The organism is Guptibacillus hwajinpoensis (assembly GCF_005144865.1).
GTDB classification, from domain to species: domain Bacteria; phylum Bacillota; class Bacilli; order Bacillales; family Guptibacillaceae; genus Guptibacillus; species Guptibacillus hwajinpoensis_A.
The window spans coordinates 1330887-1350790 of sequence record NZ_SWFM01000001.1 but is presented as its reverse complement, the minus strand read 5'-3'; the positions used below and the strand labels follow the sequence as shown (position 1 = coordinate 1350790).

The 19904-nt window shown below is 39.6% G+C and carries 21 protein-coding genes; 7 read left to right on the top strand and 14 right to left on the bottom strand.

Annotated features, from left to right (window positions below; genetic code table 11):
* The first annotated feature begins 139 nt into the window (after positions 1–139).
* Complete coding sequence (locus tag FBF83_RS06725) at positions 140–511, top strand: hypothetical protein (RefSeq protein WP_136946319.1); 372 nt, start codon at positions 140–142, stop codon at positions 509–511.
* 741 nt (positions 512–1252) lie between these two features.
* Here FBF83_RS06725 and FBF83_RS06720 read toward each other — a convergent pair.
* The 5 genes from FBF83_RS06720 to FBF83_RS06700 all read right to left on the bottom strand — a co-directional run bounded on the left by FBF83_RS06720 (position 1253) and on the right by FBF83_RS06700 (position 7224).
* Positions 1253–4468, bottom strand: a complete 3216-nt coding sequence (locus FBF83_RS06720; protein ID WP_136946318.1) for a M36 family metallopeptidase — start codon at positions 4466–4468, stop codon at positions 1253–1255.
* 270 nt (positions 4469–4738) lie between these two features.
* Positions 4739–5410, bottom strand: a complete 672-nt coding sequence (locus FBF83_RS06715) for a DUF2642 domain-containing protein (RefSeq protein ID WP_136946317.1) — start codon at positions 5408–5410, stop codon at positions 4739–4741.
* Positions 5411–5661: 251 nt separating this feature from the next.
* Entirely contained in the window at positions 5662–6126 is a 465-nt protein-coding gene (locus tag FBF83_RS06710) for a hypothetical protein (RefSeq protein WP_136946316.1), read from the bottom strand.
* Complete coding sequence (locus tag FBF83_RS06705) at positions 6113–6586, bottom strand: spore coat protein (RefSeq protein WP_136946315.1); 474 nt, start codon at positions 6584–6586, stop codon at positions 6113–6115. Before FBF83_RS06705 ends, FBF83_RS06710 begins: the two co-directional genes overlap by 14 nt.
* 2 nt (positions 6587–6588) lie before the next feature.
* Positions 6589–7224 (bottom strand): spore coat protein, encoded by a 636-nt coding sequence (locus FBF83_RS06700; RefSeq protein WP_136946314.1) that lies wholly within the window; start codon positions 7222–7224, stop codon positions 6589–6591.
* A gap of 429 nt (positions 7225–7653) precedes the next feature.
* On the opposite strand from FBF83_RS06700, the gene FBF83_RS06695 reads away from it, so the two are divergent.
* Positions 7654–8385 carry a class I SAM-dependent DNA methyltransferase gene (locus tag FBF83_RS06695; RefSeq protein ID WP_136946313.1) on the top strand — a complete coding sequence of 244 codons (732 nt, stop codon included), beginning with the start codon at positions 7654–7656 and terminating at the stop codon, positions 8383–8385.
* 514 nt (positions 8386–8899) lie between these two features.
* Positions 8900–9697, top strand: coding sequence for a TerC family protein (locus FBF83_RS06690; protein ID WP_136946312.1), 798 nt, complete (start codon positions 8900–8902; stop codon positions 9695–9697).
* Positions 9698–9814: 117 nt separating this feature from the next.
* Here the strand turns inward: FBF83_RS06690 and FBF83_RS06685 are convergent, their stop codons facing one another.
* The 5 genes from FBF83_RS06685 to spxA form a co-directional block, all read right to left on the bottom strand.
* A complete protein-coding gene (locus FBF83_RS06685) occupies positions 9815–11095 on the bottom strand; it encodes a histidine--tRNA ligase (RefSeq protein WP_136946311.1) in 1281 nt (426 codons plus the stop codon).
* A 351-nt stretch (positions 11096–11446) separates the two neighbouring features.
* Positions 11447–12109: a DUF4396 domain-containing protein gene (locus FBF83_RS06680; RefSeq protein ID WP_136946310.1), complete on the bottom strand. Its 663-nt coding sequence runs from the start codon at positions 12107–12109 to the stop codon at positions 11447–11449.
* 137 nt (positions 12110–12246) lie between these two features.
* Positions 12247–13230 carry a zinc-binding dehydrogenase gene (locus tag FBF83_RS06675; protein ID WP_136946309.1) on the bottom strand — a complete coding sequence of 328 codons (984 nt, stop codon included), beginning with the start codon at positions 13228–13230 and terminating at the stop codon, positions 12247–12249.
* Between the two features lie 197 nt (positions 13231–13427).
* Complete coding sequence (locus FBF83_RS06670) at positions 13428–13844, bottom strand: universal stress protein (RefSeq protein ID WP_136946308.1); 417 nt, start codon at positions 13842–13844, stop codon at positions 13428–13430.
* A gap of 149 nt (positions 13845–13993) precedes the next feature.
* The gene (spxA, locus tag FBF83_RS06665; RefSeq protein WP_136946307.1) at positions 13994–14389 is read right to left on the bottom strand and encodes a transcriptional regulator SpxA; all 396 of its coding nucleotides are present in this window, start codon (positions 14387–14389) and stop codon (positions 13994–13996) included.
* 239 nt (positions 14390–14628) lie between these two features.
* On the opposite strand from spxA, the gene FBF83_RS06660 reads away from it, so the two are divergent.
* Together FBF83_RS06660 and FBF83_RS20755 are read left to right on the top strand one after the other, a co-directional pair.
* Positions 14629–15831, top strand: a complete 1203-nt coding sequence (locus FBF83_RS06660; RefSeq protein WP_136946306.1) for an MFS transporter — start codon at positions 14629–14631, stop codon at positions 15829–15831.
* Between the two features lie 256 nt (positions 15832–16087).
* Positions 16088–16258: a hypothetical protein gene (locus tag FBF83_RS20755; RefSeq protein ID WP_169525217.1), complete on the top strand. Its 171-nt coding sequence runs from the start codon at positions 16088–16090 to the stop codon at positions 16256–16258.
* An 83-nt stretch (positions 16259–16341) separates the two neighbouring features.
* On the opposite strand, the gene FBF83_RS06655 is transcribed toward FBF83_RS20755, so the two are convergent.
* Positions 16342–16641, bottom strand: coding sequence for an MTH1187 family thiamine-binding protein (locus tag FBF83_RS06655; RefSeq protein ID WP_136946305.1), 300 nt, complete (start codon positions 16639–16641; stop codon positions 16342–16344).
* 156 nt (positions 16642–16797) lie between these two features.
* Here FBF83_RS06655 and FBF83_RS06650 point away from each other — a divergent pair, with 156 nt between their 5' ends.
* Both FBF83_RS06650 and FBF83_RS06645 read left to right on the top strand, forming a co-directional pair.
* Positions 16798–17115 (top strand): hypothetical protein, encoded by a 318-nt coding sequence (locus FBF83_RS06650; RefSeq protein ID WP_136946304.1) that lies wholly within the window; start codon positions 16798–16800, stop codon positions 17113–17115.
* 105 nt (positions 17116–17220) lie between these two features.
* A complete protein-coding gene (locus FBF83_RS06645; RefSeq protein ID WP_136946303.1) occupies positions 17221–17508 on the top strand; it encodes a putative quinol monooxygenase in 288 nt (95 codons plus the stop codon).
* A gap of 215 nt (positions 17509–17723) precedes the next feature.
* Here the strand turns inward: FBF83_RS06645 and arsC are convergent, their stop codons facing one another.
* From arsC to FBF83_RS06630, 3 genes are read right to left on the bottom strand one after another with little or no spacing between them, the layout of a single operon-like run.
* Positions 17724–18146, bottom strand: coding sequence for an arsenate reductase (thioredoxin) (arsC, locus tag FBF83_RS06640; protein WP_136946302.1), 423 nt, complete (start codon positions 18144–18146; stop codon positions 17724–17726).
* Between the two features lie 23 nt (positions 18147–18169).
* Positions 18170–19465, bottom strand: a complete 1296-nt coding sequence (locus FBF83_RS06635) for an arsenic transporter (protein ID WP_136946301.1) — start codon at positions 19463–19465, stop codon at positions 18170–18172.
* A gap of 13 nt (positions 19466–19478) precedes the next feature.
* On the bottom strand, positions 19479–19823 hold the full coding sequence (locus FBF83_RS06630) for an ArsR/SmtB family transcription factor (RefSeq protein ID WP_136946300.1): 345 nt from the start codon (positions 19821–19823) through the stop codon (positions 19479–19481).
* Positions 19824–19904 lie beyond the last annotated feature (81 nt).

The following is a 19904-nucleotide window of genomic DNA, read 5'->3' as shown; positions in this document are numbered from 1 at the left end:
GAAGGAATAGAATCATCTTTACTATTACATTTGGAGTTATTCTTTTATTAACTGCATTTTCATTTAACCATACTTTTCCACGCACATATCATCACGTATTTACAAACACATCAGATTTAGCTCAGGAAACATCGATGGTGTGTTTCTAAATGAGGATTTTTATAGTGAAGAAATATCAAATAAGTATGAAAAGATGACAGAACAAAGTAGAGATGTATCAGATTATGCCTATTTTGAGTTAAAGAAAGGAATGGAAGTAGCGGTAAATAAAACAGGTGAGATGACGAGGTTAATTATTTACAACAGCAACCTGGAAACTGAAAAAGGAATAAAAATTGGTGATAAAAAGGAAGATGTTATAAATGCATATGGGAGTAATCAATATTTTCGCTCGGAACAAGGAGCAAATATTATTGGCTATGTAGATAAAAAGAGAGAGAAATCCATAGAATTCTGGTTAATTGATAACAAAGTAAATATGTATAGGTTTGACAATAAATCAATGAAGTAAAGCTAAGCAATTGTACTTAGCCTTACTTATAGGAGCCTTACTTGATGAAAAGGGTTATGCTCATAGACTGATAATTAAATAGGTCATCAATATAAAATCTTTCAGGAAAGATCCTTCTTTCAATACATTGTGAAAACCTTTTAACTTTATTATAAGCTCCTTTCTAAAGGTTCTTCTCTGAAAGATTGTTGCTTTTAAAAGATTATCTATAGAGATCACAACTTTATAGTTGATTGGAGCGGAAGGTGCTCGACTCCTGCGGGACTAGCGGGACAGGTGAGACCCCACAGGAGCGTTAGCGACGAGGAGGCTCACCGGCCCGCCCCGCGGAAAGCGAGCATCCTGGAGCGCAAATCAACCACTCCTCTTATAGCGCGACGATGTTTACGAAAATAGCCTTACTTACTAAAATAAGAGTTAGATAGTTTTAAAATGTGGTTCAGACAGGGTGATGTTTATTCCAAACAAATCCAAACATAAAGACACCATTCACAAGGAATCCTTTAATGATGCGGTTGATCATTTACCTAAAATTGAAGGATATCCAACCCAAAGAACTAGGTTTAATCAGCTGCCGAAGGGAATTCGCTATATAGGTTAATTTTTTATAGGGTATTTCGGATTAACATATTTTGCTGTTCTACTAAGTTGGCTAGTAAATTGAGCCATATAAGCAGAAATAAAACGACACAAAAGCGAGCTTGTCATGCAAGCTCGCTTTTGTGGTAGAGTCTACAATTATTAATATGGGCTGGTTGCTGTAAACGTAAACGGTACATTTGCTCCTGAGTACAATCCTACATACACATATTTTGTGCCTCCAGGAATGACTCCAGCTTCATTAGCACCAGCGGTTGCAACTCCACCAATTGGTTCAAAGTTCTTGTTGTAGAAATAAACATCGTAGTCGTATTCGGTATCGCTTAATCCTTCTAATGTGAAGTTATGGATGCCATCACCATATTGTGCAGGAAGAGTAACGACATAACCGTCAGCACCTTGAGAAGCTGGCTCTGGATTTTGAGTCGTTACGAATTCATTCTCCGTAACAGCGAGAGTGGCTGGCACGTCAGCAAGGTTTCCGATTCCAGTTCCGGCGTTTCCTGCTTGAACAGTACCCTCAGCGCTAAATGGCTCTTCTGGTTGGAGTGTAACTGGCTCAATTTGTGCTTTCTTAGATGTGAATGCCTGGACGTCTGCAACTTGAACGTATCCTTTAGAATTGTCTTGTGAATCGTGTGCAATAAATTTAAGGAATTTAGCTTTCACAGGCTGGTCTAAGTCAAATCCTTTGTAATGAAGATCTGCTACTGTCGGTCTAGGTTTTTGAGCAGAGAATTTTTCTCTTACGACAGTTGTCCAGTTCTTCCCGTCCATTGAAGTTTGTACGGTAAAGTTCTTAAGCGTTGCAAATCTAGCTTTTGAAATATCCTTCATTGCACTTACCTGGATGTGAGAGATATCGACTGCTTCGTCACCCGCTAAATCAACAACAAAGTCTGATCCTTTGAATCCATTTTCTTGCGTATCAGTAGCGTATACACTTGCTTCAGTATCATCAATCGCGAACTTTACTGGGTTGCTGTCAGATTCACCTGAAACATTCGCAATAGATGCACCGTTAAAGGATGAAGCAACGTTAGGTGATAGTTTAAATGAAAGGTTATTTTTCTTACCAGGTTTAATCGTAACGTCTTCAATTGTTCTAGAACCAAATCCTTTTGCTTGTATGGTGATGTTGTAAGTACCTTCCACCATATATGTTGCAAACTTTCCTTCTTCCGTTGTAACGGAGAGTGGACTTGTTCTAGCTTCAAATTCACCAATAATGATACGAGCATCTTTAATTGGCTTATTCGTTGCTGCATTAATAACAGTACCCGAAATCTGTCCATTGTGCTGTCCATCTGGATGGTTGAATGCTGGGATTGGATCTGTATCATTACCACCGTTAGAATAAGCATCAGAACCTAAGCCACGCTGTGCAAATGCTTTCCATAGGGCATCATAGTGCTCACCGCCATAACGCTCAAAGTCCGATGCGATAATCGCTGTTCTCATGTCTTCCATTGAAGGCTCAGGAACGGAAATCGGCATCGCATCCATAACAAGGTGTTCGGCAATGGATTCACCTTCTGTTTTACCGTATGTTTCAATTAATTCTTCCCTTACTTGCCATAGAATTGCTGCCCAGATATCACCATCAGAGTGAACTTCAGGCCCTCCTACATCATAACCAATATCTCCGTAGTTATATGGAGCGTCATCTAACGCATAGCTTCGAATCCCACTCTCCATATTTCCGGTTACATAGCCGCCAACGACTGGTTTATCTTGCAAGCCTTTTTTCAGCAGGTAGTGCATGCCGTACCAGTCACCCCAGCCTTCACCCATTGAACCAGATTGGTGACTTCCAAGTGCTTCGCCACCAGCTACTAGTCGAGTGGATAAGGCGTGTGAGTACTCATGATAGATGATTCCTGCGTCGAAGTCTCCATCTGCATAAGAGCCTTCAAATGCACCTGCAATAGGCTCCCATAAGAACATTCCGCTCCATGCCGGAATCCCATCTGGTAACGTCAGCATGTAGGCATTGTCACGGCCCGTGTAAGTTGGTGCGCCACCTGATGCTGCGCCTGCCTGTACAAGACCAAGAATTGCATCCCCATCCATACCGCCTTTGCCGAAGTTAGAAAGCTGTAAGTTACCAGCAGCTTCTACCCAACCAAGGTTATAGAAATAATCATGGAAAAGGTTATGGTGATAGAAAAGGTTTGTTGATGCACTATTTAGATCATCAGCGTAAGAAGGAGGAACTGTCTGTCCGTTTGTCTTTTTCCATGAATCTTTAAATGTAAAGCTGAATTCGCCAAGTGGTGCAACTGGCCTTACTGCTTGATCTGCAGGTGCGATAAAGTTGCTCCAGTTCGCAAACGTATTTGCATTGTTTCCGAATGTAGTAACACCAAGAGGAGTGCCGGGTAATAACCAGCCATTCGGTGATGCCTTAGGGTCACCATTAAATGACTTCACAGTTTGTGTTCCACCCTTTGGCGCACCAGGGAAGTTTTCAAAAATTAGTCCTTCTGGATCTGCTAGATAGTCAACAAGGGAGCGCTTGTACAATTGTTCGCCTGTAGCTGCATCGACCACAATCTCGTATCCTTCATTTAGCTTTTCAATGAATAAGACGCGGTAAGCAGGACGAACGCCGTCTTCCGTAATGAATGTTGCTTTTTTCACACGTTGCTTAGCAGGAAGAACGTCTGCACCGAATACGTCCCAGCCTTTTTCAGTATTGATTAGTTTAGGCGTGTAGGAAATCGAGGGGCTTTGTAGCTCAATTGCTTTGCTTAGCGCTTCAGTAGACGTAAGTTCGAAATTGTCTGCAAGAGAATTGGAGCGGCTCATGTTTCCTGTAACAGATAGTATTTTACCTTCTTTGTTAACAGCAACGATAACGCGTCCTCCATAAACCGATTCAATTCCATCAAACGTTTGTTGGAATGTAACAGGTTGAAGACCAGTACCCTTCATTGCATAGTTTCGAGTTACTTTTAAATTAGCAATCTCAGAAGCCTTCACTCCAAATAGTGCAGCGTTTTCTTCTAACCAGTTCCGCGCAATGGTTTCTGCATTTTTGTTTGAAGCTTCTGTAAGGTATCCCTGGTCTTTCATGATCATAGATGGTGTTCCGAAGAGGGAATTCCATTTGATTTTGACACCAGCGCCTGCCTGGCTAATTAGAGTATCGGCCGCATTTAACTGTGTTCCAGTTGGCAACACTTTATTTAGTACATTCCTCATATCCATCATTGCTGAATCAAGTTCAACGTGATCATGCAGACTTGTTTCAACAATTGGACCTGATACGTTAGCACTAGCTCCACCTGATACAAGTAATGAACCAGCGAGTAAACTTGCTCCTAAAGTCGAAAATAATTTTCCGTTTTTCATTATGGTTGAAGCCCCCTTAGATTTAGCATAAGTAGGGATTTCTTCAATGTATTTCGATCTCCTCTACAAAACACGTCAAATACTGACAACTACCTATCGGCTTTGTTTGTTAGAACTATAGTCGAATACAACTAAAGATATAGATAGGGTAGGTAATAGGGCAAAGAGGTGGAATGATAAGAGGGGAGTAGGTGAAAAAAGACAAAATGTCCGTTAGTGAATAACGGACGAACGTACCTATCGCAGAAGGATGGGGTAGATGATCGTAGGTTAAGGAAAGTGAACCGTTTTAATGTGATGGTAATTTAAGTAAACAGGCTGGTTTCGCGCTCTCGTTAACGTAATCTGATTACCTTGCATGCTCGTTAGTTTTCCTGCTTTATTGGGATTTTCATTAAGGTCAAAGATGACCACTTGATCAAGTAACTTTTTCAATTGTTCTTCTAATGTTCGAGCTAATGATAATCCGATCGGAACGACAGGGAATTCACTTTCTGTAAGCTCATAAGGTCGTACATTTTGAGGATAAGGTATCAGCCACTTCAAATGCTTGAGTGATATATACATGGTTTTATAGATAGGACTTTGAAAGACGATGTAATCATTCATGAGACTTGTTATATAACCGTGTATGCTTTGGTGACCAGAAACGAATACTTCAGTGAAAACTCCTCTAGATTCCTGTAAGGTTTTTCGAAATGAGATCGAGTTTAACGTCTCAGGTTCAGTAAATAAAGAACCTTTTGGTTTCGCGATTTTGTCACCTTCATTCGTGCAAACTTCGTAATAGTGGACATGGAATTGCGAGACATAGATAAATTTCTCACCATCATAAAGGACAAGTACATCGTTCCCTGAGTCGATGAGAACTCCTATCAAATCACTGTTTCCGTTAAGTTTCAATTTAATGGTTTCATCTATTAAGTCAGTTAAATTGCTCACGCTAGACCCCCTTTCTTTCAAACGTGTTTCCAAAAAATGATTCTAATAGTGAGGAGGAAAACGACTATCGTGAATATAATAGAAGTATGATGCAAGTCGATCCCTCTTCACGAAATGAATTAACTTTATCATAGCGATGGGCCCGATAATTGATCGCACAGCAAGTTTAATGAGTTGGTACATGAAATAGCCTGATGATGATATTGTTAGTGTTGCTATCATTGTTCTCCGCTCATCTCACAATATAATGATTATGCTCTGTTTAATTCTTCTTTCTCAGGTACTACTTTAATTTTGGTTTGAATTGTACTCAAACTCTTAATATGGAAAAATGATACACGAACTAGTTCACGGTCTTTTAATAGTACGAGGTGGTCACCTTCAGCAGAGGCAAGGACACCTTCCATATGCTCTGGTCCACCACGATTGATTGTAACCCATTTATGTTGCATAGCTTTAGCTACTTCTCCGAATGATTTCTCATTAATAGGATTTAGAAACATTTCTTCTGTTGTTTCAGAAGTTTCTGTTGTATCGATGGACACGCTCTTTACATGATTAAGATTGTAATAAACAATTTCATCTTCTGTTTGCAACATCAGGTGATCTTCCTCAGCATTAAGAAGTAACCCAGATTTTGCTTCTGGTCCTTTAAGATTGACCTGACATTGTTTTCCTTTCATATTAGCCATGTGCTCGCCGTTAAAATTTGTCATTATTCTTTCCTCCCGGTTCTTCGTTTTCTTCGATTTTTGGAGCCCCTAAAGTAACGTTACGAATGTGGAAAATCGGTACAGTAAGGAGTGTGTTCTGATGGATGAGTGTTAAGACATCGCCTTGAACGTTATCAATCACACCTTCCATTTTTGATGGACCTCCTCGGTTGATATTCACCCATTTGTGTCGCAACTCATTAAGAACATCCGTAAAAGTAATACTTTCTGATAACTCTTCCTCTAAGAGGACGTTAGTTAGTGCGAAACCGTCTTGAGTGTTCAACGAAATACTCTTTACATGAGCATGCTGGTAATAAAAAGTGGCTTCGTTTTCACCCTTTAGAATGAAGAAATCGTCTCGGTTAGCGAGTAATATTCCTGATTGGGACTCTGGTCCACCACGATCGACTTGAACAATACGGCCAATGCAATCATCTAAATATTTGAGGTTGCTTCCCATTGCTAGCACCCTTTCTTGCTTGAAGAAGACTTTCTTCTTTGTACTGGTTGCCAGTTGTTAGAGAAAAGGCTAGAGTTACGATTGTTGCTTGTTGTCCTCTTTTTTTGATTGCTTTTTTCTTTAGTGTCTTCATTATTGGACTGATTCTCATCCTTATTGTCATTGGAATCGTTGTTCTCGTTAGAATCTTCTTCCTGTTTGGTCGTAACCGGGTTGCTCACACTTTTAATATGGAACATGGAAATGTGCATTAACTCAGCATCGTTAGCAAGAATCACGTGATCTTCACTAATTGAAAGAAGTGCACCTTCTACTTTTTCTGGACCGCCGCGGTTAATTTGCACCCAGCTATATTGCAATGCCTGAAGAAGTTCATTGAAGCTATCAGCTTTAGCAAATGTGACTACCTTCTCTTCAGGGATAGGTGTCACTGTTACCTCAAGTTCCTCTTTCGTGTTAACTGTGACACTTTTTAAGTGGGCTGCGTGATAGTAGAATACAACATCGTTTTCCCCTTTAACCGTTAAGAAGTCCTTTTGAAGATCAAGCAGTTCACCAAATTGTTTTTCTGGACCTCCACGATTGATTTGTACATTGTGACCGATATAATCTTTCATATGAGAAAAGTTAGCCTGCAATTTAATACATCCTTTCAAGATTTTATATAAACACTTGTAATGGCATAGTACGTATCACGGAGGGACAAAGACACGTATATTTGTCCAATAAAGGTAAAATGTGTGTTTGTCCACGTGAATGATTGGAAGGAATTAGGATCGAAAATAGATAGGTTTTAAGTAGGGTCAGCATTAAAGATTTAAGTTAGTAGAGCAGGGCTGAATAACATAAAATAGAAAAGAGGAGAGAGGTAAACAGGGTACTGGAATGTCTATTAAAGTCTGTATTTTGGTAGTTCTTGTTTAAAAGATATAACTTAAAAAGGGAGCGCGGTAAGGATGGCTTGAGTTTTCGAGTCATCCTTACTTTTTTTTGAAAAAAATAAAAAGGAGATTGAGACCTACTATCGAATTGTATGCAGAATGCCCAGAATGAAGGAGGAAACAGATTTGGAATATAAAGGTTCGTCTGTTTATGACAATAAGGAATTCTACGATCACTATATGGTAAGAAGACATCGGGATGAGAGCCCGAACAAGCTAATTGAGAATCCAGCACTGTTCGACCTTCTAGGGGACATAACTGGCTTAAGCATTCTTGATCTTGGCTGTGGTGATGCCACGCTTGGTGAAGAGTTGTTGAAGCGTAACTGTTCGTCTTATCTAGGAATTGATGGATCTAAGAACATGTGCGAAAGAGCTGCTAGTAAGCTAGAGGGAACAAGTGGCCGCGTACAACATTCCTCATTAGAAGAATACGAGTATCCAGCGGACTCGTTTGACCGTGTGGTATCTCAATTAGTTCTACATTACATAGAAGATGTTGAGCAAGTTATGAAAAAGGTTTATCGCACATTGAAATCATGTGGGGAATTTGTTTTTAGTCTTCAACATCCTGTGGTAACAGCTTCGTTTAAAAGTATGCAAGGAGGAAAGCGTTCGAATTGGATTGTAGATGATTACTTTTCTTCTGGTAAAAGAATTGAACCCTGGATTGGTGAAGAAGTTGTGAAGTACCACCGATCGATCGAAGAGTATTTCCTTTCTTTGCAGCGTGCGGGTTTTGAAATTCAAGCGCTTCGCGAAGGTACGCCTCGAAGAGAAAACTTCGAAAGTGAAGAGGAGTATGAACGAAGAAAAAGAATCCCGTTGTTTTTACTTTTTTCTTGTAAGAAGCCTTAAATTAAAAGGCTGTTTTCGTAGACATTGTTGCTATAAGAGTAGAGGCAGATTTGCGCTTCAGGTGCTCGCTTTCCACGGGGCGGGCGGTGAACCTCTTCGTCGCTAACGCTGCGGCGTCTCACCTGTCCCGCTCCTCCCGCAGGAGTCGAGCATCCTTCCGCTACAATCAGCTAAGTGGAGTTCTCTATAAAAAATCTTTTAAAAGTAACAATCTTTTAGAAAAGAGCCTTTTAGAAAAAAGCCAATAAAAAAAGATCTTGACGGATAGCTAGTCCTTAATTTACTATAATCTTAACAATCTAATAATCGGACTCCTAAAGGGGAGTAGCTTTTACAACAAAGTCGTCATTCCAGAGTGTTCGCACTCTCGGCTTTGTTGGCAACTTAACTGTTGTTAGCAAGACCTTTACTTTTTGGTAAAGGTCTTTATTTTTTTAAACCTTTACCACTTGCGGGTAAAGGTTATTTTTGTGGTCAGAATTTCAACAAAAAGAAGAGAATAAGGGGGATGGAAATGGAGTTTTCTATATTGTTTGAGTACGGTTGGGTTCTACTGCTTCTAATTGGACTTGAGGGGCTACTAGCAGCAGACAATGCACTAGTATTAGCTATTATGGTTAAACATCTACCGGAGGAACAGCGCAAAAAAGCTTTATTTTACGGGTTAGCGGGTGCTTTTGTTTTTCGATTCGCATCACTTTTCGCCATTTCGTTTCTAGTGCATGTATGGCAGGTGCAAGCAATTGGAGCACTGTATCTGTTGTTTATTGCGATCAATCATATTGTTCGAAAAATCATTTTCAAAAAAGGCATAAAGCAAGATGTGGAAAATAAAGAAAAGAAAAAATCCAGCTTCTGGGGAACGGTCTTTAAAATTGAACTAGCAGACATTGCTTTTGCGGTTGATTCTATTCTTGCAGCAGTTGCATTAGCGGTGACACTCCCGAATACATCTCTTCCTCAAATTGGTGGTTTGGATGGAGGGAAATTCCTTGTTATTTTCGCTGGTGGGATTATTGGATTGATTATTATGCGATTTGCAGCTAATTACTTCGTTACATTACTGAAATCGAAGCCAGGTTTAGAGATTGCAGCGTTTATGATTGTAGGTTGGGTAGGTGTTAAATTATCAGTATATACATTGTCCCATCCTGAATTAAGCGTATTACCAGAAGCGTTTGCAAAATCTTTAGTATGGAAGGTGACGTTCTATACTGTACTGCTTCTCATTGCAGTTGGAGGTTGGTTCCTTTCAAAGGATAAAGAAAGTGATTCTTCACAAGTTGAAAAAACAAGTAACATGCCATTGTAATGAGATACTATTGAGATCCTAAAAATTAGATTAGTGTTTTTTCAAGGAAGTTATTTTGAAAGAGCGATAGATGCGGCTTACACTGTTATCTATCGCTCTTTTGTTAGAACTAGTGCATTAAAACTGAAATGAAAGTCGTTCCTCTGTTCCTTCATTCAATAATTTAAGTACGATTTCATTGCGTTCAACTTCCTGTTCTCCAACAAGTATGACTTGATTGATTCCTCTTTTATTGGCGCGGTCGAGTGACTTTCCAGTGCGTTTCCCACTCATATCAAGTTCTGTTCGATAGCCTTTATTTCGATAAGTGGAGGCTACAATAAGGGCCTCTCGTTTTGCCCCAATCGGGATAATAAGATAATCTGGTTTCTCGTCTTTAACAAGAGCGATTTCTTTACTTTTGATAGCTGTTAAGATTACATCAAGCCCAAATGAGATCCCTACAGTTGAGACGGGTTCATCTGTTCCAAGTAATCCACCAATCGCACTATCATAGCGTCCTCCGCTCCCGATGCTAGATGTAATGGATTGATCGGCTAAGAAAATTTCGTAGATAGTACCTGTGTAGATGTCGAGTCCTCTGGCTAGAAACGGGTTAAATTTACATCGGTTTTGCAAACCTAGTCCTTCAAGGTAGGAGGTTAGTTCTTCGAGTTCCAGTAAGCCTTTTTCAACTTTTTCGTTAACGGAAGAGAATTTCTTAAAGTAGCTAATGTCTTTGTCGATCCAATCCTGCGTTCCCTTTTCGACACGTCTTATTGATTGAGACGCTATCCCTTTTTTCTGGAGTTCTTTTTTTACACCCACCATCCCAATCTTCTCTAGCTTATCAAGCGTTAAGATAACGTCATTCAAGAGTGGATTTGGAATGGAAAGGGAGTCAAGCAATCCCGAGAGAAGTTTGCGATTGTTATATTGGATTGTAACGTCAAGATTAAGCTTGTCGAATATATCAAATGCCATCTCCATTAATTCAGCTTCCGCTAGTTGTGAGTCCACACCTGTAATATCAACATCACACTGTGTAAACTCTCTGAATCGGCCTGGTTTTACCGGCCCATCTCGAAAAACCTTACCGATTTCATATCGTTTAAAAGGCATTTGCAAATCTGGATTCATAGCAACCACTTTGGCAAACGGTATTGTTAAATCATACCGAAGAGCAAGCTCTCGTTCACCACGATCAGATAAGGAATACATTTCTTCTAAAATTTCTGCACCACCTGCATATTTAGACGCCATGAGCTCCTGTTTATTTAGGATAGGCGTTTCAAGTGGCAGACAGTTGTATTGAATGAATTTGTCTTCCAGTGTTCTTCTTATGTTTCGTCGTATCACTTCCTCCTCTGGTAAGTAGTCCATTGTTCCTTTGACGTTCTGATCCTTTAGCTTTTTCATTTAACTCATCCCTTCGTTTTGAATACAAAAAAACCGCATAGAATGAAGAATCATGCTCTTCAGGTTCATGCGGTTACGAGTAATAGCCTTCCTATACGCGATTTTTGAAGCAATCGGATAGCAAGGCTAACTGTGATGATGAAGTTGTACGACAAAATTCAAATTAACCATATCGTTCACCTCTTATTTCGAAATATCTTAGCATATCCGTTTAGTTGTGGCAATCTTTATTTTTTTTAGATATTTATGTAGAATTGTACTTTCGATACAAAGGTGGGGGAAGAGAATACTGGGAATTCAAAAAGGAAGTTCCTCTGTGATATAAAAAAAGCCGGGCTTAGACCCGACTTTCTACATTGCTTCTTTAATGCCTCTCTTCACTAGCCACCAATTCGCAGGGTAGCTTGTCGCAAAACCTAAGATCATCGCAATCTGCATCATAAACCAGTAGACGGCAGAATCAGGTTTGGGAGGTTCCGTGAACAGAACAAAATGAACAATAGCCATCCAACCGAACATACCGATTTCAAATGCGATAAGGGAGAGTGTATCAGCCTTCGCAGCTTCTTTAATGGCATTCCAGGCACCTTTCTCTTGGTTCATAGGATAAATGGCATAGAACTGAAATAGAATGCCAAAGCCGTATGCAAGAATGAACTCAACTAGATAATGCGTATAAAGGATGGAGCCCATAAGAGCAAAACCTGTTATAGCAACAATTGGTACACCAACTGCATCTCCTAGTGTACAACCAGCAGAGCAGTGACTAGTAGACATAAACACCTTGGCGGGGGTGCCGCGGTTATCATCATAGTCCAAATTCTTTGCTTTCAATCGGCCCCATTTATAATAAGACCAAATCGCAAATGGACCGAAAAACCAGCCATTTATTGGCCAGACGACGTTCATGATTGTCATCATTTGTGGATGACGAATGATATCGATCAAGATAATGAGCGACGAGAGAAGCCCAATCGAAAGAGCGATGATTGAAATTAGTTCTAGAGTAGTCATTGAAAGTCACCTCGTACAATGGAGTTATACATTCCATTACCCATTAGGTATATCTACAAAACGGAAGCAGTTAACAGAGTCTGTTTCATATACATAAAAAAATCGTCCTCATATTATGAGAACGATTAAGTATTCAGCTACTCCTTAACCCTTGCAACAATCTTTCCCGTTACATGACGTTCGGATAATTCAACTAGCGCCTGTGGAACATCTTCTAGGGAAACAATTTGCTGAATCATAGGATCTACATATCCACCAAGAAGAAGATTGATCATTTCATCCCCCATTGATGCAAGGTCCGCTTGTTCTGCAGTATTAGATGATTGATGAACGCCACCTAGTGCAATCTGATGAAAGGAAAGGGGACGAGCGAAAGATACCCCTTGAGTAAAGTCTGGAGCTCCAGCAATATAAGCAATTTGTCCGTTAAATGTTAACGTATCAAGTGACTTTGTCGCGTTATCTCCACTAACTGCATCGAGTACGGCGTTTACTCCAATACCATTCGTAATCTCAAGAACTCTTTCAACGAAATCCTCTTCTTTGTAATCAATCGCATAATCCGCACCCAGTTTTTTAACATAGTCGTGATTGCGTTTGGATGCAGTTGTGATAACAGTTAAGCCTAAGTATTTTGCCATCTGGATCGCAAATCCTCCAACGCCACCTGCTCCAGCGTGAATAAGGATCTTCTGACCTTTGTGAATATGAAGTTTGCGGAAGAGTGCTTGATAAGCTGTATAACCAGCAGTTGGTATGGCGGCTGCATCTTCAAACGAGATCGAATCGGGAAGAGCTGAGATCGTGTGGGCAGACGTAATCGCGTATTCAGCAAACGTTCCTTTCTTTGTTAGGTCTCCGTGATATACGACCCGATCACCAGGTTTCCATTCCGTTACATCTTCACCTACTTGTTCAATGATACCAGCACCATCTAATCCGAGAATGTGTGGGTACTCCCAAGTAGGGACGCCGTTTGTAGCTGTCTTATAATCAACGGGATTTAATCCTGCAGCGTGGATATTCACAAGAACCTCACCTGTTCTAGGTGTAGGTGTTTCAATTTCTTCAACTGCCATGTTATCCCATAACTCTTTATCTTTAAGTACTAGTGCTTTCATCGTATTTCCTCCTTTTATTAGAATGTCACTTCTGAATGGATATAGGCTCTATCATACTTGAGTATGTTTCTCCGGGTCACTCATTTGTAAACCTATTGTTCCGTTACATCTTTTGGTGGGCATAATCTTATCTTGATATATTAAACGAAAAGACTCCTTATTTCTAATAAGGAGTCTTTTCATATTCTAATCCCGGTTTATTTTACGATGAGAACCGGTGAATTTGATTTTTGGATGACCTGATGACTGACACTGCCGACTACCATTTCCTGTATTACGTTTAACCCTCTAGTCCCCATTACGATAAGGTCGGTATTTTTCTCTTCTGCATACTCAACAATTGTAGCTGAAGGATTGCCTCGTAGAATGGTGACATCATATGTTACGTTTGCTTCTACGGCTTTCTCTTCTGCAGCACGGAGTTTGTCCTTTCTTTCTTCATCCATACCGAGAGAGTCCACGTTTCGTAACACGTCATGCTTTGATGTTTCTCCGTCAACGACATAGACAATTTCTACTTTTGCATCTGTTAGCTTGGCTAATTTGAACGCTTGATCAGCTGCTTTGATTGAATCTGCTGAGCCGTCAGATGCGAGCATGATATTTTCATACATATCTAAAAACCTCCGAACTTTATAACTTAAAATAACTCTCCTTCTAGTTCTTACCCTGAAAACGTGTTACTCAATCAGAACCAATATTTAACCGAATAACAACGTTATATAAATAAAAAAAGCGAGAGAGACTCTCGCTTTTCTAATTTCTATTGTGCTTCCTGAAGAATTTGCTCGAGCTGAAATGCTCTTACTTTTCTTGGTAGAAAGCTTCTGATTTCATCTTCATGGAAACCAACCTGAAGACGTTTTGTATCAAGAAGGATAGGGCGTTTAAGAATGCCAGGATTTTCTTTAATTAAGCTGTAGAGCTCCTGTAACGTCAATTCATCAAGTTCTTTATCAAGAGCGTCAAAAGCTTTTGAACGAGTAGAGATAATTTCTTCTGTTCCTTTTTCGGTCATGCGAATAATTGCTTTGATTTCGTCTTCCGATAAGGGCTTTGAGAACATGTTACGTTGTTCGTAAGGAAGATTGTGTTCTTCAAGCCAGGCTTTTGCTTTTCTGCATGATGTGCAGCTCGGTGAAGTATAAAGTGTGATCATGTGTTTGACCTCCAAATGGAATGATACATGGCTCATCTCCATGTAGTATACAGTATGAGTTGACATTGTGACTGTAAGCTATGTTACACATTTTTGACGATTATCTATGTTTAAAGTTCATTTTGTGTAATGTTTTTTAGTGTAATTAAGTATAGAAATAGCCAGGTTTTACTAAGGTATACCCGAGAACAAGAGCAGGCAAACTACTTGAGAAGTGCAGTTTTTACTGGAGGAAGCTTATGGACGATAAAAAGAAGTGGGATCTTATTTCGCTTGCATCCATTCCACTTGTTATGACACTTGGTAATTCTATGCTTATACCTGTTCTACCGATTATTGAAAAGAAGCTTGGCATCACATCCTTTAAAGTATCGATGATCATTACGGTGTATTCAATTGCAGCCATTCTGTTGATTCCAGTTGCAGGCTATTTATCCGATCGGTTCGGTAGAAAGAAAATCATCATACCGAGTTTGTTTATTGCTGGAGTGGGTGGCCTTGTGACAGGGTGGGCAGCATGGTCTCTTGAAGATCCCTATGTCATGATTCTTGTAGGAAGAGTATTACAAGGAATTGGTTCTTCCGGTGCAGCACCGGTTGTGCTTCCTCTTGTTGGTGATTTGTTTAAAAGTGATAAAGATGTAAGTGCTGGTCTTGGTCTTATCGAAACTTCAAATACAGTTGGAAAAGTACTAAGTCCAATACTTGGTGCACTTCTTGCATCGTTTCTTTGGTACTTACCATTTTTATCAATTCCTGTTTTCTCACTTATTTCAATATTACTTGTGTTTTTCCTTGTTAAATCACCAGAAAAAAAAGAAGATCCCCAAACTTTTTCTTGCTTTCTAACCTGTTTAAAAGAAATCTTTCATAATGATGGCAAATGGCTTACGGCTATTTTTGCGATTGGTGGTATTATTATGTTCGTTCTTTTTGGAGTGCTTTTTTACCTTGCGGGCTTTCTTGAAAATGAATTCAAAATTATTGGGGTTAAGAAAGGTGCGATCATTGCTATTCCGCTTGTTGCATTGTCACTTACTTCTTTTATAACAGGTAAGCGAATTGGTGAAGAGAAAAAGACGATGAAGTGGTGTATATTTATCGGCTTATTACTCGTATCTGCATCTACGTTAATGGTTTCATTTACTGACAAGCTATGGTTAATGCTACTCATTCTATTTCTTGCTGGAATCGGGATTGGAGCGGCTCTCCCATGCCTTGATGCGCTCATAACAGAAGGTGTTAAAAAAGAAGAGAGAGGGACCATCACCTCACTTTATAGCTCAACACGATTCCTTGGCGTAGCAGCAGGTCCACCAGTTTATGCAATTCTTATGAATCAATCACATGAGTCAGTTTTCTATGTTTCAGCAGGAATAAGTGCCGTAGCAATGCTCCTCGCTTTCTTTGCGATTAAACCTGAAGCAGAGGGGGATGTTTAACTTTACTCCAGAAAGGGTAAATAATTATTCCCCCAAGATTTATAAAAGGGCTATTTTCTAAACGATTGTTGTTTTGTAAGAAGCTTTGTACAAAAAACACATATCATAGTTGATTGGAGCGGAAGGTGCTCGACTCCTGCGGGCTCGCCGCCCGCACCAAGAAAAGCGAGCATCCTGGACCGGAGATCAACCACTACACTAAAAGCAACAATGTTTACGAAAATAGCCATAAAAAAGAGAAAAGAGGTTATGTAGAATGTCATTTGATACGATATTACTATTTCTAATGTTAAGTATAGGGTTTATTGCAGTAGCTGCTTTATTTCTGAATTTCGATAAAAAACGTACGGAGAAGCGTTTGCAACTTGAACTTGCCGAATACGAACAAGGTCATCAATTAAATAATCATGATAATGAAGACAAATAGGATGGAAACTCTGGAGTGAGTTTTCATCTTTTTTTGTGCTCTAATTTTTGTGAAGAAAGAGGAGAATGGTTCTCCATCCTCCCTCATCCAATCGAACTTTTCACTTCATTCACTTGTCCATCAATCGTTAGTGCATTGTCCTCACGATCCTCAATTTTAATATTCGTTACAACACGATCTGACCCGTTCTTTAATGCTCCTGTGTGAATATCCCTTGCTAATTCGAATAACTCATCTACATCGCCTTCGAACACTGTTGAGGTTGGACCAATGTGATAAGTAAATCCTTCTTTCTCTGCCAATCTTATAGCATCCGTTACAAAATGATTCATGCTTGTTTGAGTTGTTCCGATAGGGGCCACGCTAATTTCTAGTAAAGCCATTATAATCTCCTCCTGTTTTAAGGTTCTAAATGTGTTATTTACCTTTTTGTAGAATTTAAAACACGGGACGAACATTCGGAATGTTCCATATAATTATAAATAGTTGAAACTATTTATAATTTTTGTTCGTATAACATAATAAAGGAGGTACAAAACATGTGGAGTGTTTTTATTGTAATTGGAGGTATCGTTCTTTCCTTAACCGGATTTAACTGGCTGATGGGATATCGTAAAAACCATATGCAAATTGATTTTGATGAGCGATATCTTGATTTTAATGAGTACATCCGTGCCATTAAAGCGGAGCTAGAGTCCCAGGGTAAGGAAGTTGAATACATAGGCCATCGTCGTTTTCTAATTGACGACAAACAGTATGCTTTTATTGAAAGGAACATATCCATGGGTGGGGTACCTCTTCAACGGACGATCTTAAAACCGATCTCAAAACAAAGTAGTAACCAGGAAAAGGAATAAGGAATTGCTATTCTCACTAGGTAGACTTAAGCACTTTTTTTGCTTTCATAAGTTGGACCTACTATGCTTATCCTAATCGTAAATGACAATTGGAGGTAAGGATCTATGGAACAACTTGCAGTAACAGCTATTTTGAAGCCAAAAGAAGGTCATGAAGATGACGTTAGGAAGGTACTTCAAGAAGTTCTCGATGGTTCGAGGAATGAAGAAGGATGCGTCCAATATGACGTTCATCAATCGATAGAAGATACAACGTTTGTGATTTATGAAGTATGGGAAAATCAAGGAGCAGTAGAGTCGCACATTAACTCAGCCCATTATGAGAAATATCGGAATGATATTGGAGACCTCATAATTAGCAGAGAAGTATATAAAATGAAAAAGCTCGATTAAATTGAAAAGAAGACTCTCCCACTAACGATGTGGAAGAGCCCTTTTTGAAGTCTGGCATTCAATATCGCGGATATATTTTCATTTCCGCGGAAATAACCAAAAAAACGCGGATAAAAATGATATTTCGCGGATATATCATAAATATCACGGGTATATTGAGTCATTACCAGTGAAAAGGCACTTCAACGTCCGTTGAAGTGCCTTTTTCTCTTATTTTATTTACCTTCTTTAGCAAAACGAGCGATACGTTCTTCAATTTCATCACGAACACGCTGGAAAAATGCCCATTTCTCTTCTTCTGATCCTTCTGCTTTTGCCGGATCGTCAAAACCCCAGTGCTCGCGTTTAACATTTGGCGGTGTTGTTGGACATTTGTCATTTGCATCTCCACATAGTGTAACAACTAGGTCAGCGTTGTTCAGAATTTCTTTATCAATCATATCAGAAGTCTGATTGGTGATATCAATCCCTGTTTCCTTCATCGCTTTCACAGCGTTTGGGTTTAACCCATGAGCTTCAATTCCAGCTGAATAAACGTTATAGTCATCGCTAAGGTGCTTCTTTCCAAATCCTTCAGCCATTTGGCTTCTGCAAGAGTTTCCAGTACATAGAAAGTAAATCGTTTTTTTGTTAGACATAATAATCTCCTTTTAAGTGCGATTTAGATGATAAGCAGCCAGAGGTATAGGCCGAATAATGTAATCAACAGCGTTGGAACCGTTAGGACGATCCCGATTTTAAAGTAGTAACCCCATGAAATCTTCACACCTTTTAACGATAGAACATGAAGCCATAAGAGCGTTGCGAGTGATCCGATTGGAGTAATTTTAGGTCCAAGATCTGATCCAATAATATTTGCATAGATTAAAGCTTCGCGTAATGTTCCGGATGTTGATGTTGCTTGGATTGCAAGGGCATCAATCATAACGGTTGGCATATTATTCATCACAGACGACAGAATTGCTGCGATAAAGCCCATTGATAATGTTGCAGCAAGTAAGCCCTGATCAGCAGTAGCTTGGATAACGCCTGCAAGCACATCTGTTAAGCCCTGATTTCTTAAACCATATACAACAACATACATCCCGATCGAGAAGAAGACAATAGCCCACGGAGCACCTTGAATCACCTTCTTTGTTTCAACAGCATTGCTTCGTCTTGCCATTTGCAGGAAGAAAATCGCAACAATACCAGCAATAATTGAAACCGGTACGCCAATGAACTCACTTGCGAAATACCCTACAAGAAGAACCGCGAGAACGAACCAGGATAGTTTGAACATCCTGTGGTCTTTAATGGCTTCATTCGGTAACCGTAGCTCATTCACATCATAATTTCCTGGAATATCTTTTCTAAAGAAAAGGTATAGCACAAGAATACTTGCACCGAGAGAAAAGAAGTTCGGTACAATCATACGAGATGCGTATTCGACGAATCCAATATTGAAAAAGTCAGCAGATACGATGTTCACAAGATTACTGACAACAAGAGGTAGGGACGTCGTATCCGCAATAAATCCACTCGCCATAATGAACGGCAGAATCATTTTTTCTTTGAAATTCAAGTTTCGAACCATCGCAAGAACGATAGGCGTTAGGATAAGTGCAGCTCCATCATTAGCAAAAAGTGCCGCAACAATTGCGCCAAGCAATGTAACATAAATGAACATGCGAAGCCCGTTCCCTTTAGCTGCACGAGCCATGTGTAGAGCAGCCCATTCGAAGAAGCCGATTTCATCAAGAATAAGTGAGATTAATATAATCGCAATAAATGCAAAGGTAGCATTCCAGACGATGCCCGTTACCGTTATAACATCTTGAAAATTAACAACTCCAACAAGCAGAGCGAGTATAGCGCCTCCACAGGCAGACCAGCCAATCCCAAGATTCTTGGGCTGCCAGATGACAAGCACGAGTGTAAGTACAAAAATTAGTATAGCTAGTAAGACAGAAGTCAATACAATTCCCCCATTAATCGCAGCAAATGCGTAATCCTTTATTCTCTAATTCTTTTAGCTTGTCCATTTGGTCAGGAATAAGCTCAAGTACGCTTTCTACAATTGAAAAAGCGTCATGTTCCTGATTCAATGAATAGAATATCCACTGGCCACGCCTTCTTTCCTTCACAAGACCAGTATCACGTAATTTCCTGAGGTGCTGGCTAACAGAGGGTTGACTCATTTGAAGAACTTCAACGAATTCACAAACACAACATTCGCCATCTTTAATTAAACCAATAATCGTTAAACGAGTTTTATCGCCGAGTACTTTAAGGACAGCAGCTGCTTTATCGATTTCAACCAATGTTTTCTCCATCCCTTCACCTCCGTTAATTAGTATATAAGTATATCCTTATATACACAATAGAAAAATGATCAACAGCGGAATAAGGAATAT

What these genes read in the sequence shown, in the direction of transcription:
- FBF83_RS06720 (WP_136946318.1), bottom strand. Translation starts at nt 4,468, where the DNA reads ATGAAAAACGGAAAATTATTTTCGACTTTAGGAGCAAGTTTACTCGCT.
- FBF83_RS06710 (WP_136946316.1), bottom strand. Translation starts at nt 6,126, where the DNA reads ATGACAAATTTTAACGGCGAGCACATGGCTAATATGAAAGGAAAACAA.
- FBF83_RS06705 (WP_136946315.1), bottom strand. Translation starts at nt 6,586, where the DNA reads ATGGGAAGCAACCTCAAATATTTAGATGATTGCATTGGCCGTATTGTT.
- FBF83_RS06690 (WP_136946312.1), top strand. Translation starts at nt 8,900, where the DNA reads ATGGAGTTTTCTATATTGTTTGAGTACGGTTGGGTTCTACTGCTTCTA.
- FBF83_RS06685 (WP_136946311.1), bottom strand. Translation starts at nt 11,095, where the DNA reads ATGAAAAAGCTAAAGGATCAGAACGTCAAAGGAACAATGGACTACTTA.
- FBF83_RS06680 (WP_136946310.1), bottom strand. Translation starts at nt 12,109, where the DNA reads ATGACTACTCTAGAACTAATTTCAATCATCGCTCTTTCGATTGGGCTT.
- FBF83_RS06675 (WP_136946309.1), bottom strand. Translation starts at nt 13,230, where the DNA reads ATGAAAGCACTAGTACTTAAAGATAAAGAGTTATGGGATAACATGGCA.
- FBF83_RS06670 (WP_136946308.1), bottom strand. Translation starts at nt 13,844, where the DNA reads ATGTATGAAAATATCATGCTCGCATCTGACGGCTCAGCAGATTCAATC.
- spxA (WP_136946307.1), bottom strand. Translation starts at nt 14,389, where the DNA reads ATGATCACACTTTATACTTCACCGAGCTGCACATCATGCAGAAAAGCA.
- FBF83_RS06660 (WP_136946306.1), top strand. Translation starts at nt 14,629, where the DNA reads ATGGACGATAAAAAGAAGTGGGATCTTATTTCGCTTGCATCCATTCCA.
- FBF83_RS20755 (WP_169525217.1), top strand. Translation starts at nt 16,088, where the DNA reads ATGTCATTTGATACGATATTACTATTTCTAATGTTAAGTATAGGGTTT.
- FBF83_RS06655 (WP_136946305.1), bottom strand. Translation starts at nt 16,641, where the DNA reads ATGGCTTTACTAGAAATTAGCGTGGCCCCTATCGGAACAACTCAAACA.
- FBF83_RS06650 (WP_136946304.1), top strand. Translation starts at nt 16,798, where the DNA reads ATGTGGAGTGTTTTTATTGTAATTGGAGGTATCGTTCTTTCCTTAACC.
- FBF83_RS06645 (WP_136946303.1), top strand. Translation starts at nt 17,221, where the DNA reads ATGGAACAACTTGCAGTAACAGCTATTTTGAAGCCAAAAGAAGGTCAT.
- arsC (WP_136946302.1), bottom strand. Translation starts at nt 18,146, where the DNA reads ATGTCTAACAAAAAAACGATTTACTTTCTATGTACTGGAAACTCTTGC.
- FBF83_RS06630 (WP_136946300.1), bottom strand. Translation starts at nt 19,823, where the DNA reads ATGGAGAAAACATTGGTTGAAATCGATAAAGCAGCTGCTGTCCTTAAA.